The following is a 13,341-nucleotide window of genomic DNA, read 5'->3' on the forward strand; positions in this document are numbered from 1 at the left end:
AGAATGCGGAGGCAGGGGCGGCGTGATCGAATTGAGGGCAGAGCAGCCGGACGACCGGTGGGAGGTCGAGGCGCTGTACGACTTGTGCTTTGCGCCCGGGCGCGAGGCGCTGTCGTCTTACCGCCTGCGCGACGGGGTGCCGCCGGTTGAGGGCCTGAGCGAAGTGGCGCGCGACAGCGATGGCATTCTGGCCGCAGCAATCCGGTACTGGCCGGTTCTGATCGGCGGTGCCTCAGCGCTGCTGCTGGGGCCGGTGGCGGTGCATCCGACGCGGCAGGGCGAAGGCCTGGGCGGGTCGTTGATTCGCGACAGTCTGGCAAAGGCGGAGGAAACCGGCTGGGCCAGGGTGATGCTGGTGGGGGATGCGCCCTATTACCAGCGGTTTGGTTTTACCAAGCTGACCGGTGTCGAGATGCCGCCGCCGACCAACCCGGAACGGGTTCTGGGACTGGCGCTGCAGGAGGGTGCCTGGGGCGGCGTGCAGGGGCTGGTGACCCGCTGGCAGGCTTGAAATTGTGCCTTCAGCTGCCGATCTTTAGGAGGGCAGAGGAGGCACATGTGGCAGATGTTCTGACAAACGCGCGGGCCTATACCCCGCAGGAAATCGAGGCCGAGCTGGACGCGCTGGCACAGCGTTACCGGGCGGCGGGCGGCTTTGGCGTCGACCTTTTGAACCGGCTGGGCGGCAGCGGCGAGAGCCTGCTGGAGCGGCTGCCGGAACCGGTGCGGGCAGGGCTGACCGGCGCAACGGAGACCGCGTTGCGGGTGGCCATGAAGGGGGCCAGCCAGTCGCGCCGCCTGGTGCCGGACCAGAAGCCCGGCGTTGACCGGATGGTGAGCGCGGCGATGGGGGCCGCGGGCGGCGCTGCGGGGCTGCCGGGCGCTCTGGTGGAGCTGCCGGCCACCACCGCCTTTCTGCTGCGCACCATCCAGAGCGCGGCGGCGGAGGAAGGGTTTGATCCCGAGGCCGAAAGCGTGACCTTTGACTGTATCCAGGTGTTTGCCGCGGCGGGACCGCTGGCGGAGGATGACGGGGCCGACCTGGGGTTTGTGTCTGTCCGGCTAGGGCTGCCCGGGGCCTTGCACAAGCTGATTGCGCAGGTGGCGCCCAAGCTGGGTGCGGTGCTGGGGCAGAAACTGGCGGCACAGGCGGTGCCGGTTGCCGGCGCCGTGGCGGGGGCGGCGGTGAACTATGTGTTTTCCGGCTATTACCGGGAGATGGCGCATGTGCACTTTGGCCTGAGAAGGCTGGCGGTGGAGGCGGATGTGGCGCCGGAGGAGCTGACGGGACGGCTGCGGCAGCGGCTGCAGAACCAGAATGGCGCGCGGTAGCTGCGCGGCGGACACAGAGACCTCTTGCGCTTGCCGGAAAGGCAGATTTAATCAGCCTTTCCTGCTAAGAGAGAAAGCATGATTCAATACAGCCTCAAATGTGCGGACGGGCATGCGTTCGACAGCTGGTTCCAGTCGGCGGCGGCTTTTGACAAGCTGGCGGCAGCCGGGATGGTGTCCTGTGCGGTCTGCGGCGGCACTCAGGTGCAGAAGGCCATCATGGCGCCGCGGGTGCGCCCGGGCCGCAAGGCCGTGTCCGGTGTCGGCGAGCCGGAACCGCAGGCCGCGCCGGCAGCTGCGCCAGTCCCTGCGCCTGCGCCTGCTCCGTCAAGACCGGGCATGCTGAGCCGCCCCTCAGGCGAGGTGGAAAAGGCGCTGGCAGAGCTGCGCAAGAAGGTTGAGGAAAACTCCGACTATGTCGGCGGCAATTTCGTGCGCGAGGCGCGGGCGATGCACCTGGGCGAGGCGCCGGAGCGGGCGATCCACGGCGAGGCCAAGCTGGAAGATGCGCGGGAGCTGATCGAGGAAGGGGTGCCGGTGATGCCGCTGCCGTTCCGCCCGGGCCGGAAATCAAACTGACGAATATCAAGCTGAAGGGCAGGGCAGAATGCATGCAGTTGTAACGGGAACCAGCCGCGGGATCGGCAAGGAGCTGGTGAAGCAGCTGCGGGACGCGGGCCATGAGGTGACGGGCACCTCGCGGGACCATTCCTCGGGTGTCAAACTGGATGTCTCCGACCCGGGCCAGCAGGCGCGCTTTGCCGCCCAGATCAAGGGGCGCCCGGTGGATTTGCTGGTCTGCAATGCCGGGGTCTATATCGACAAGGCGATGGGGCTGGAGGATTACTCGGCCGAGGTCTGGACCAAGACCCTGGCCGCCAATGTGACCGGCGTGTTCCTGACGGTGCAGGCGATGCTGCCCAACCTGCGGCTGGCGGACAGCCCCAAGATCGCCATTCTGTCGTCGCAGATGGCGAGCCACAGCCGGGCGCCGGGCGGCAGCTATGCCTATCGCGCGTCGAAGGCGGCCGCGCTCAACATCGGGCGCAACCTGGCCACCGATCTGAAACCGGAGGGGATTGCCGTGGGCATCTACCACCCGGGCTGGGTGCAGACCGACATGGGCGGGTATGACGGAGAAATCACGGTGCAGGAGTCGGTGGCGGGGCTGATCAATGAGTTCGATGTCCTGACCCTGGAGACCTCCGGCTGCTTTCACACCTGGGACGGCCGCATCCACCCTTACTGAGCCGCCGCCGGCAGGCCGCGGGGTCCTCTCCCGCGCCCGCAGGGGCCTGGCTGCACCAGCCTTGCTGGCGGCCTTGGGCCGGGCGCCGCGCGGGACTGATTTTCCGAAGACGGCAAGCCGCCGGGAGCGTCTGAAACTGAAAAGCCGGCGCGAAATCCGCGCCGGCTTTGTTGTTTTGGACATACAGGCCCGTAGCAGAGGCTTGCGCCGCTACTCCCAGCAGCTGACCAGAACGGTCATGCCGGAGGCGAGCCGGGTCATTGCCGCATTGGGCAGGCTGCCGCCGGAAGCGGGCTGTGCGGCGGGGGTCACGCCGGCGGCGTTCAAGGCGCTGCGGATCGCCTCGGCGTTGACCGCAAAGCTCACACCTTCGGGCAGCTGCTGGCTGCCGGTCCGCTGCGGCAGCAGCATCCCCAGCACCGCGCCGGTTGCATCCAGAACCGGGCCGCCGGCATCGCCGGGCTGTGCGGTCAGATCCAGACGGGCGACATTGGTGTTGCCGTCGAGGCTTTTCACATCGGCGATCTTGCCCCAGGTGAGGCTGGGAGCGCCAAGCACGCCTTCGTAGGAGAAGCCGGAGACCGCGACCTCGGACTGCAGCCGCGGCGAGGCGGTGCTGAGGCCGGCCACGGCGGCAGGTGCCAGCGCCTGCGCGGGCTTCAGGATCGCAATGCCGTCGGCGGTGTTATTGGCCGCCACCTCAGCCTTGTAGCCGTGATCCAGAGTGATCCGGGTGCAACCCGCCACCACATCGGAGGTGGTCAGTACGCTGCCGCCCTCGTCCACGAAGAAACCGGTGCGCGACAGTTTCGGCTTGCGGACTTCCAGGCCGGAGACCAGGTCGATGCTCTGCACCGCGTCGCCGCCGGCCGCCGGGTCCAGCACCCCGTCGAGGCGGGTGAAGCTTTGCTGCATCGCCGCCAGCACGCGGGCGCGGTGCTCTTCGTCGCCGGCCGGCCAGATCAGGGTGAAGCCCTTGATCTCGCCGTTCTTCAGGCTGGCCTGGGTGAAGGAGACGATCTTGCCGTTGCGGCCTTCGATGGTGAAGCTGTCAGAGCTGCGCTGGCGCGGGCCTTCCAGCGGCACGATTTCCAGCGTCTGCAGGATGTCATAGAGGCCGAACAGGGTGCGCTTGTCGCCGGGCTGGCTGATCAGCAGAACCTGGGCGCCCAGATCCCCTTTGCTGGTGTAATGGGCAAAGGGCGATTCATAGCGATCAAAGGCAACCTCATCCGCCGGAATCTGCAGCGCGATGCCTGCCTTGGCGTCTTCAACACGGGCCATGCCGACGGAGATCAGCGGCGCATTGTATTCGTCCATCAGCACCTGGCGCTGGGCGGTGGTCAGCACGCCGGTCGGCTCAAAGCCGCGGGCGGCCTGCCAGTCGCTCATCGAGGCGCGGGTGCCGCGGCCGAAGGCGCCGTCGATGCCGGAATTGTAGAACCCTGCTGCTTTCAGCGCGACCTGCAAGTCCATCCGCTGTTCGCGGCTGAGCGCGCTTTCGCTGCGGCGCGCCTGGGCCGGAGTTTCATCGGGCAGGGTGGAAGGCAGGGCAGCCTGCTGCTGGGGTTCCTGCACCGCAGGTTGAGCCGGTGCCGGAGCAGGCGCCGGTTCCGCAGGCAGGGTGGCATCCGCGGCCACCGGGTAGAACTGGCTGCGCAGGTTGCGCTGGAACGCGATGAAGCTGTCGCGCGGAATCTGGCCTTCGGCGCGGTAGACCTGCAGCACGCGCTCTGCGTCCTCGCGGGCATAGGGGCCCAGGACCACGCCGTACCAGCCGCCGCCTAGCGCATAGCCGGAAACATCGGGCAGACGGGCGGCATAGCTGCGGGCCTCGTTTTCAGCCTCGCGCAAGGAAGGGCGGGCGGCGATCTGGATCCAGACCGCATCGCGGCTGCTTTGCGCCGAAACCGGCGCCGTGAACGCAATGGCCAGCGCAATCAGCGGCAGGGCCAGAGCGGCAAACAGTTTTTTCATGTGTGGGCCTCGTATCCCGGAAGTGCTCTTATTCTTGCCGCGGAGATTAAGCATTTTGCGGCGGCAAAGGGAACTCCTCACGGCAGGGGGAATTCCCGGCCCGTTGCCGCATTCCCGCACTTTTGTTGCCGATGCGCTGCGGGCTTGGGGGCGCAGCTGCGGTCTATGCACCCGGAGGGCGTTGACCCTGCCATAAGCCTTGCATAGGAAGATCCCCGCAATTGCTGCCTTAGCTGCCCCCAAAGGGATGAGAGATGACCCAGACCAACGGCGCGCCGCGCTCCTTCCAAGAGATTATCCTGAGGCTCCAGAATTACTGGGCCGCCAAAGGCTGCGCGGTGATGCAGCCTTATGACATGGAAGTCGGCGCCGGCACCTTCCACCCGGCGACCACGCTGCGCTCGCTGGGGACCAAGGCCTGGGCCGCGGCCTATGTGCAGCCCTCGCGCCGCCCGACCGACGGGCGCTACGGCGAGAACCCGAACCGGCTGCAGCATTATTACCAGTATCAGGTGCTGATCAAACCGAGCCCGCCGGATCTGCAGGAGCTGTACCTGGGCAGCCTTGAGGCGATCGGCGTCGATATGGCGATGCACGATATCCGCTTTGTCGAGGATGACTGGGAAAGCCCGACGCTGGGCGCCTGGGGCCTGGGCTGGGAAGTCTGGTGCGACGGTATGGAAGTCAGCCAGTTCACCTATTTCCAGCAGGTCGGCGGCCATGACTGCCACCCGGTGTCGGGTGAGCTGACCTATGGCCTGGAGCGTCTGGCGATGTATGTGCTGGGTGTCGATCACGTGATGGACATGCCCTTCAACGACCCGGATGCGATGATCCCGCTGACCTATGGCGACGTGTTCAAGCAGACCGAGGAAGAATACGCGCGCTGGAACTTTGACGTGGCCAACACCGAGGTTCTGCTGCGCCAGTTTGAGGAGGCCGAGGCCGAATGCGCCACGATCCTGGCGCAGGAGCACGAGGATCCCAAGACCGGCAAGCGGATCGTCATGGCGCATCCGGCCTATGACCAGTGCATCAAGGCCTCGCACATCTTCAACCTGCTGGATGCCCGCGGGGTGATTTCCGTCACCGAACGCCAAGCCTATATCGGCCGCGTCCGGGCGCTGGCCAAGCAATGCGCCGATGCCTTTGTGCAGACCGAAGCCGGCGGGTATTCGGCTGAGAGCGCGGCCTGAGCAGGAGGCAGCACGTTATGGGGAAACTTCTGGCCCTGATCCTGATCGTCTCCGGCCTCGCCGCCGGGGGGGCGATGTATTACCTGCAGGTCTATGGCTTCTATGACGAGGTCGCGCTGCAGCCGGGCCGCGACGTGGTGCTGGTGCCGCTGGACGGCGGCGAGGGGCAGCCGATTGCCTATGCGGATTTCGAGGCGATTGACGCCGACAGCTCCCCCATCCGTTACCGGGCCTGTTTCACCACCAAGGTGTCGCCGGATGAACTGGCGCAGGTCTTTACCCTGTCGGACAAGACCGAGCCGCGCAACGCGCCGGACTGGTTCGAGTGCTTCGATGCCGCTGCCATCGGCGCCAAGCTGGCCGATGGCTCTGCCAAGTCGTTCCTGTCGGTCAAGAACATCTCTTATGGCGTCGACCGGATTGTTGCTGTCACCAATGAGGGCCGCGGCTATGTCTGGCATGAGCTAAATGACTGCGGCCAGAAAGCCTATGACGGCACCGTGGTGGGCGAGGAATGCCCGCCGCGGCCTGAGAACTGACAGGGGTTCCTGTGGGTGAAACCTACCAGATACCCGGATTTCTCACGCTTACGCTGGGATTTGCCATCTATCTGCTAGGGGCGGAGATCAACGCGCGCGTTGATGCGCTGCGGCGTTTCAACATTCCCGAACCGGTGACGGGCGGGCTGCTGGGCTCGCTGGCGGTTCTGGGCATGTTCTTGCTGTTCGGTCTTGAGCTGTCCTTTGACTTGGCGCCGCGCGACTTTCTGCTGGTTCTGTTCTTTGCCTGCATCGGCCTCAATGCGCGGCTTTCGGACCTGATTGCAGGCGGGCGGCCGCTGCTGCTGCTGCTCGTCCTGACGCTGGTGACCATTGTTGCACAGAATGTGATTGGTGCCGCCGGGGCGGTGCTGTTCGGCTACCCGTTACAGACGGGGGTTTTGTTCGGCTCGGCGGCGCTGATCGGCGGGCATGGCACTGCCATCGCCTGGGCCCCCGAAGTCGCACAGGCTGCGGGAATTGAGGGGGCAGCCGAGCTGGGGGTGGCGGTTGCCACCCTGGGGCTGGTGCTGGCTGCCCTGATCGGCGGGCCGATTGCGCGGCTGCTGGTCGAGGGCCGCAGCCTTGCCCCTGACCGCCCGGATGAGCAGCACACGGTCGGACTGCCCGACGAGGGCGGGGCGGCGGTCTCCCGGATTGATCACCAGACCGTGATGCGGGTTCTGCTGTATCTGAACCTTGCGATCATCTTGGGCTTTTTCCTGCATGGCGCAATTGCAGCGGCCGGATTGAAGCTGCCGCTGTTCGTGCCGTGCCTGATCATGGGCATTGTGATTTCGAACCTGCGCAGCACTCTGGTGCCTGCCGCGCAGCCGGTCTCGCGCACGCGGTCGCTGGCGCTGATTTCGGAGTTTGCCCTGGGCGCGTTCCTGGCGATGTCGCTGATGAGCCTGCAGCTGTGGACGATTGCTGAGCTGGGGATCGTGATTGCCGTGATCATGGCCGCCCAAACGCTGCTGACTGTGGCCTTCGTGATCTGGGTTCTGTTCCCGGTCATGGGAAGCAACTACCGCGCTGCGGTGCTGGCCGCCGGCTTTGGCGGCTTTGCGCTGGGCGCCACCCCGACCGCTATTGCCAATATGACCGCTGTCACGAAACGGTATGGGCCTTCGCCTATTGCCTTCGTCGTGCTCCCCCTTGTATCCGCCTTCTTTGTTGATATCGCCAATGCGATCGTCATCCAGGCGATTGTGAACTTCTGAGGACATCCAGATGCCCGACCTGCTCATTGAACTCTTTTCCGAGGAAATCCCGGCCCGCATGCAGACGCGTGCGGCCGAGGACCTGAAGAAGCGCGTGACCGATGGCCTGGTCGAGGCGGGCCTCACCTATGCCGGTGCCGCAGCGCTGTCGACGCCGCGCCGCCTGACCCTGGCGGTCGATGGCCTGCTGGCCGAAAGCCCCACGGTTCGGGAAGAGCGCAAGGGCCCCAAGGTCGGCGCGCCGGAAAAGGCGATCGAGGGCTTCCTGCGCGGCGCGGGGCTGACCCGTGATCAGCTGGAGGAACGCGAGACCCCCAAGGGTGCGGTCTATTTCGCGATGATCGAAAAGCCGGGCCGCCCGGCGGCGGAGATCATTGCCGAAGTGCTGGAAGACACCATCCGCAACTTCCCCTGGCCGAAGTCGATGCGCTGGGGCGCAGGTGCGTTGCGCTGGGTGCGGCCATTGCATTCGATCCTGTGCATCCTGTCGGATGAGGCAGGCGCCTCCGTCGTGGATCTGGACATTGACGGCATCAAGTCCGGCAGCACCACCTGCGGCCACCGCTTCATGGCGCCGGAGGAGATCAGCGTTACCGGCTTTGACGACTACGCCGCCAAGCTGAAGCGCGCCCATGTGGTGCTGGATGCCCGCGAGCGCGCCGAGGCGATCTGGCAGGAAGCCACCAATCAGGCCTTTGCCAACGGTTTGGATGTGGTCGAAGACAACGGTCTGCTGGCTGAGGTTGCCGGGCTGGTCGAATGGCCGGTGGTGCTGATGGGCGCCATCGACGAAGAGTTCCTGGCGCTGCCGCCGGAGGTGCTGCAGACCTCGATGAAGGAGCATCAGAAGTTCTTCTCGGTGAAGAACCCCAAGACCGGGCGGATCGAGAAGTTCATCACCGTCGCCAACCGCGAGACCGCGGACAATGGCGCGACCATCCTGGCGGGCAACCAGAAGGTGCTGTCGGCGCGTCTGGCGGATGCCAAGTTCTTCTGGGAGAACGACCTGCGCACCGCGAAATCCGAGGCAGGCATGAGCGCCTGGGTGGAAAACCTGGGCAACGTGACCTTCCACAACAAGCTCGGGACCCAGGCGGCGCGCATCGACCGCATCGCCGCGCTGGCGCGGGAGATCGCGCCGGTGGTGGGCGCCGATGCGGATCTGGCAAGGCAGGCGGCGCGGGTGGCCAAGGCCGACCTGTCGTCTGAGATGGTCTATGAGTTCCCCGAGCTTCAGGGCCTGATGGGCCGCTACTATGCCGAGGCTGCGGGGCTGCCGCAGGACGTGGCAAACGCCTGCCAGCAGCATTACTCGCCGCTGGGGCCGGGCGATGATGTGCCGTCGGAGCCGGTTTCGGTTGCCGTGGCGCTGGCCGACAAGCTGGACACGCTGACCGGCTTCTGGGCGATTGATGAAAAGCCCACCGGCTCGAAAGACCCCTTTGCCCTGCGCCGCGCCGCGCTGGGGGTGATCCGGCTGGTGCTGGAGAATGATGTGCGGATGCCGCTGGACCGGTTCTTCGACAGTCAGCTTCTGCGGGCCGAAAGTGCCGCCAACGGTGCGCTGCCTGAGGAGAATGTGAATGACCTGCTGAACGAAATTGCAGAACATGGGGTATTCGGTTCGGCCTTCGAGGCCGTGAAAGACAGCCTTGGCGCCTCCCCTGCGGAAGCCTTCCTGAACCTGGAGAGGAAAGTTCCGGACACTTCGGACGACCTCCTCTCGTTCTTCCATGACCGCCTCAAGGTGTTCCTGCGCGACCAGGGCATCCGCCATGATGTGATCGACGCCTGCATTGCAATGGACGGCAATGACGATCTGACCCTGCTGGTGAAACGGGCCCGGGCGCTGGAGGATTTCCTGAAGACCGAGGACGGCACCAACCTGCTGCAGGGCTTCAAGCGCGCCAACAACATCCTCAGCCAGGCCGAGGAAAAGGACGGGGTTGAGTACTCGTTCGGCGCCGACCGCAAATTTGCCGAGGACGAAACCGAAACCGCGCTGTTCGATGCGCTGGAGGCAGGCGGGGCGGCGATCTCTCCGGCCATCGAGGCCGAAGATTTCGCGGCTGCCATGCGGGGCATGGCCGCCCTGCGCGCACCGGTCGATGCGTTCTTTGAAGCGGTGCAGGTGAATGCGGAGAATGACATTATCCGCCGCAACCGCCTGAACCTGCTGGGCCAGATCCGCCAGGTCTGCGGCCAGGTTGCCGACCTTACCAAAGTTGAAGGCTGAGAGAGCCGCCCGCTCTTTCATCTTCCCAAAAATACTTGCCCCGCAGGGACCGGCCTTTCCGCAAGGGAAGGCCGGTTTTCCGTATCCGCGCCGGCTTTATCCGTCGCTGCCCTGTTACAAGACTCTTGCGCCGTCGCGTCATCGCCTTATGGTGACTTGCAAAGGAGACGTGCTGCAGTGCAGAAAGATTTCGAACAGACCCCGCCGGCCTGCCTCATCACCGCCACCGCGCCGGTGGCCACGGCCACCCATGGCGGCCGGGCGAAATGCCTGCAGCGGCTGGTGCGGCTGGACCTGCCGGTGCCGCGCACGGTGGCGCTGTCCTTTGATGCGGTGCACGCTATTGCCGAAGGGCAGATGCCGGACCTGAACCTGGTGCTGGCTGAATTCGATCCGGAGGCGCTGCTGTGCGTGCGCCCGTCCTCGGAAGACCCCGATTGGGGCGGACCGGGGGCGATCCTGAACATCGGCATGAACGATGCGCGCTATGTCGACCTGTGCGACACCCTGGGGCGGGGGGCTGCGGCGGCGTTGTATCTGCGGTTTGTGCAGTCTTATGCGGTGCATGTGGCGCGGCTGGACCCGGATGTGTTCGACGATGTCGAGGATGGCGGCCCGGATGCGCTGAGCGAGATTCTGCATGCCTACGAGGCGGAGACCGACGAGCCGTTCCCGCAGGACCCGGGCGAGCAGCTGGCGGCTGTCCTGCGCTCGATGGCGCGGGCCTGGGAGGGCACCTCGGCGCGGCTGCTGCGCCAGGCCAAGGGCGCGCCGGCCGATGCGGGCCTGGGCTTGGTGGTGCAGGAAATGATTCCGGGCGTGGGCCAGGGCGAATGCGGATCGGGCGTGCTGCAGCTGGTGAATTCCACCACCGGCATGCCGCTGCTGACCGGCCGATACCTGAGCCAGAGCCAGGGGCGCGACGCGCTGGGCGCCGGAGCCAAGGCGCTGTATCTGGCCAAGGATGCCCGCGGGCTGTCGCTGGAGGAACTGGCGCCGGAGGCCTTTGCCGATCTGAAAGCCCATGCGGCGCTGATGCGGGAGAAGCTGCGCGAGGAGATGCAGCTGGAGTTTGTCGTCGAAAATGGCCGGGTGCATATCCTGGACGGGGTGCGGGTGACGCGCACGGCGCAGGCGGCGGTGCGGATTGCGGTGGCGCTGGCCGAGGATGGGGTGATCCCCAAGGAAGAAGCCCTGATGCGGGTCGACGCGCACATCCTGAACGAGCTTTTGCACCGCCAGGTGGCACCGGATGCCGAGCGCGATGTGATCGGCCGCGGCATTGCCGCAAGCCCCGGTGCGGCAACCGGCAAGCTTGTGTTTACCGCGGCCGGCGCGCAGGCCAGCGCGGCCCGCGGTGAGCCTTGCATTCTGGTGCGGCGGGAGACCTCGCCGGAGGACGTGCGCGGCATGCATGCCGCTGCCGGCGTGCTGACCGAGAAGGGCGGCATGACCAGCCACGCGGCGGTGATCGGCCGCGGCCTGGGGCTGCCGTGCATCGTCGGCGCCTCCAACATGAAATTCCACAGCAAGCGCAAGATGCTGGAGGCTGCGGACGGCCGGGTGTTCAAGCCGGGCGATACCATAACCATTGATGGCAGCACCGGCCAGGTGCTGGCCGGGCAGCCGCGGATGCTGGAGGCCGCAGAAGACGGCGCGCTGCTGACCCTGCTGACCTGGGCGGACGAGGCCCGGGATATCGGTATCCGGGCCAATGCGGATACGCCGGAAGATGCTGAAATGGCACGTAAATTCAACGCGCAGGGCATTGGCCTCTGCCGGACGGAGCACATGTTCTTTGAACCCGGGCGGCTGACCGTGATGCGGGAGATGATTTTTGCCGAGACGCCTTCGGGCCGGGAGGCGGTGCTGGAGCGTCTGCTGCCGATGCAGCGCGACGATTTCCGCGAGCTGTTCCGGATCATGGAGGGAATGCCGGTCTGCATCCGCCTGTTCGACCCGCCGCTGCACGAGTTCCTGCCTGCCACCAAGACCGGCCAGCGCGAGCTGTCGGAGGCCTTGGGCATTCCGGTCAGCGATGTGACCCGCCGGGTTGAGGAGATGGACGAATACAACCCGATGCTGGGCCTGCGCGGGGTGCGGCTGGGGGTCACGGTGCCGGAAATCTATGACATGCAGGCGCGCGCCATCTTCGAAGCCACCCTGGAGGCCTCGAAATGGGGCGAGCCGGTGGTGCCGGAGATCATGATCCCGCTGGTTTCGGCCAAACGCGAGGTGGAGCTGGTCAAGGCCCGCATCGACGCGGTGGCCTCGGCGGTCAAATTGGAGCGCGGTGAGGATTTCACCTACCGGCTGGGGGTGATGGTGGAAACGCCGCGGGCCGCTCTCCGGGCAGGGGAGATTTCGCCGCATACGGCCTTCCTCAGCTTCGGCACCAATGACCTCACGCAGATGGCCTATGGCCTGTCGCGCGATGACGCCGGGCGGTTCATGTCGGAGTATGTGAATCAGGGGGTGTTTCCGGAGGATCCGTTCCATGTTCTGGACACCGACGGGGTCGGCGAGCTGCTGAAACTGGGGGTTCAGCGCGGCCGGGCGGAGAACGGCGGCATCACGCTGTCGATCTGCGGCGAGCATGGCGGCAACCCCGAATCGATTGCATTTTGCCGTGACGCGGGCTTTGACTACGTTTCGTGTTCGCCTTTTCGTGTGCCGGTTGCGCGGTTAGCCGCCGCCCAGCTGGCGATCGGCAGCAAAACCGGGCAGGTCGCGCCAACTTACACTAAATATTAAGAAAAATCAGGTCATCCAGCCTCCGGAACGGGGGGTGGCTCAGCGTATGCGTTAACCATGCTGTCGCAGCCTTGGCTGGCAAGCTGGACGTTTCGGGCCATTTCCATTAAGGGATGCGACCGCATGTGGCCGGGGCAACCGGCTGCAAGCTGCTAGGACGGGGGAACCCTGAATGAAATTGTTGACTATGATTGCCGTGATGGCTGCCACCATCGCGATGGGTAAGAGTGTTGCTGCCGAAACCGGCCTGGATACGCTGATCGAGCGTGAGCAGGCCAGTCTGAACGCGGTGCCTGCGCGGAAGTTCAGCGGATTTTTCGGATTTCGCTCCAATCCGTTCAAGAGCCGCAAGACCGGCACGCAACAGGTGGAGTACTCCAAGGCGTGGCTGGACGACCAGCCGAAAGCGACAGGCGGCGAACAGTTCGCCTGCCTGACCGAGGCGCTGTACTTCGAGGCGCGCGGCGAGTCCGTAAAGGGCCAGTTCGCGGTGGCCGAGGTGATCCTGAACCGGGTCAAGAGCGAGCAGTTCCCGGACACGCCTTGTGCAGTGATCAATCAGGGGACCGGGCGCAAGTACCAGTGCCAGTTCACCTATACCTGCGACGGCCACAAGGAAGTGATCCGCGAGAAGAAGGCGTACCAGCGGGTTGCCAAGGTGGCGCGCGTGGCGCTGGACGGGCTAAAGTCCGAGCTGACGGAAGGTGCAACCTACTATCACACCACCGCAGTGCGGCCGCGCTGGAGCCGGGTCTTCACAAACACCACGCGCATCGGCGTGCATGTGTTCTACCGCGACGATCGCTATCAGACCGCGATGAGCAACTGATGGCTT

11 protein-coding genes are annotated in these 13,341 nt (G+C 65.6%); 10 read left to right on the top strand and 1 reads right to left on the bottom strand.

The annotated features are described in order from the left end of the window. The first annotated feature begins 22 nt into the window (after positions 1–22). The 4 genes from AC58NV_RS08560 (at position 23) to AC58NV_RS08575 (ending at position 2,581) form a co-directional block, all read left to right on the top strand. A complete protein-coding gene (locus tag AC58NV_RS08560; protein WP_497226748.1) occupies positions 23–511 on the top strand; it encodes a GNAT family N-acetyltransferase in 489 nt (162 codons plus the stop codon). A 47-nt stretch (positions 512–558) separates the two neighbouring features. Next, complete coding sequence (locus AC58NV_RS08565; protein ID WP_497226749.1) at positions 559–1,332, top strand: EcsC family protein; 774 nt, start codon at positions 559–561, stop codon at positions 1,330–1,332. A 78-nt stretch (positions 1,333–1,410) separates the two neighbouring features. Further along, positions 1,411–1,911, top strand: coding sequence for a DUF1178 family protein (locus AC58NV_RS08570; protein WP_497226750.1), 501 nt, complete (start codon positions 1,411–1,413; stop codon positions 1,909–1,911). 28 nt (positions 1,912–1,939) lie between these two features. Then, positions 1,940–2,581: an SDR family oxidoreductase gene (locus AC58NV_RS08575; RefSeq protein WP_497226751.1), complete on the top strand. Its 642-nt coding sequence runs from the start codon at positions 1,940–1,942 to the stop codon at positions 2,579–2,581. A 210-nt stretch (positions 2,582–2,791) separates the two neighbouring features. Here the strand turns inward: AC58NV_RS08575 and AC58NV_RS08580 are convergent, their stop codons facing one another. After that, complete coding sequence (locus tag AC58NV_RS08580; RefSeq protein WP_497226752.1) at positions 2,792–4,558, bottom strand: trypsin-like peptidase domain-containing protein; 1,767 nt, start codon at positions 4,556–4,558, stop codon at positions 2,792–2,794. A gap of 254 nt (positions 4,559–4,812) precedes the next feature. Here AC58NV_RS08580 and AC58NV_RS08585 point away from each other — a divergent pair, with 254 nt between their 5' ends. From AC58NV_RS08585 to AC58NV_RS08610, 6 genes are all read left to right on the top strand, one after another. Next, positions 4,813–5,754, top strand: coding sequence for a glycine--tRNA ligase subunit alpha (locus AC58NV_RS08585; protein ID WP_497226753.1), 942 nt, complete (start codon positions 4,813–4,815; stop codon positions 5,752–5,754). A 17-nt stretch (positions 5,755–5,771) separates the two neighbouring features. Next, entirely contained in the window at positions 5,772–6,293 is a 522-nt protein-coding gene (locus tag AC58NV_RS08590; RefSeq protein ID WP_497226754.1) for a DUF6446 family protein, read from the top strand. An 11-nt stretch (positions 6,294–6,304) separates the two neighbouring features. After that, positions 6,305–7,516: a sodium/glutamate symporter gene (gltS, locus tag AC58NV_RS08595; RefSeq protein WP_497226755.1), complete on the top strand. Its 1,212-nt coding sequence runs from the start codon at positions 6,305–6,307 to the stop codon at positions 7,514–7,516. Between the two features lie 10 nt (positions 7,517–7,526). Next, positions 7,527–9,752: a glycine--tRNA ligase subunit beta gene (gene glyS, locus AC58NV_RS08600; protein WP_497226756.1), complete on the top strand. Its 2,226-nt coding sequence runs from the start codon at positions 7,527–7,529 to the stop codon at positions 9,750–9,752. A 177-nt stretch (positions 9,753–9,929) separates the two neighbouring features. Next, a complete protein-coding gene (locus AC58NV_RS08605; protein WP_497226757.1) occupies positions 9,930–12,506 on the top strand; it encodes a putative PEP-binding protein in 2,577 nt (858 codons plus the stop codon). Positions 12,507–12,678: 172 nt separating this feature from the next. Continuing rightward, the gene (locus tag AC58NV_RS08610; RefSeq protein ID WP_497226758.1) at positions 12,679–13,335 is read left to right on the top strand and encodes a cell wall hydrolase; all 657 of its coding nucleotides are present in this window, start codon (positions 12,679–12,681) and stop codon (positions 13,333–13,335) included. Positions 13,336–13,341 lie beyond the last annotated feature (6 nt).

This window comes from Leisingera sp. ANG49 (genome assembly GCF_059694505.1).

Bases quoted from the DNA above. Each gene is read 5' to 3' on its own strand.
- AC58NV_RS08570 (WP_497226750.1), top strand. From the start codon at position 1,411: ATGATTCAATACAGCCTCAAATGTGCGGACGGGCATGCGTTCGACAGC.
- AC58NV_RS08575 (WP_497226751.1), top strand. From the start codon at position 1,940: ATGCATGCAGTTGTAACGGGAACCAGCCGCGGGATCGGCAAGGAGCTG.
- AC58NV_RS08580 (WP_497226752.1), bottom strand. From the start codon at position 4,558: ATGAAAAAACTGTTTGCCGCTCTGGCCCTGCCGCTGATTGCGCTGGCC.
- AC58NV_RS08585 (WP_497226753.1), top strand. From the start codon at position 4,813: ATGACCCAGACCAACGGCGCGCCGCGCTCCTTCCAAGAGATTATCCTG.
- AC58NV_RS08590 (WP_497226754.1), top strand. From the start codon at position 5,772: ATGGGGAAACTTCTGGCCCTGATCCTGATCGTCTCCGGCCTCGCCGCC.
- glyS (WP_497226756.1), top strand. From the start codon at position 7,527: ATGCCCGACCTGCTCATTGAACTCTTTTCCGAGGAAATCCCGGCCCGC.
- AC58NV_RS08610 (WP_497226758.1), top strand. From the start codon at position 12,679: ATGAAATTGTTGACTATGATTGCCGTGATGGCTGCCACCATCGCGATG.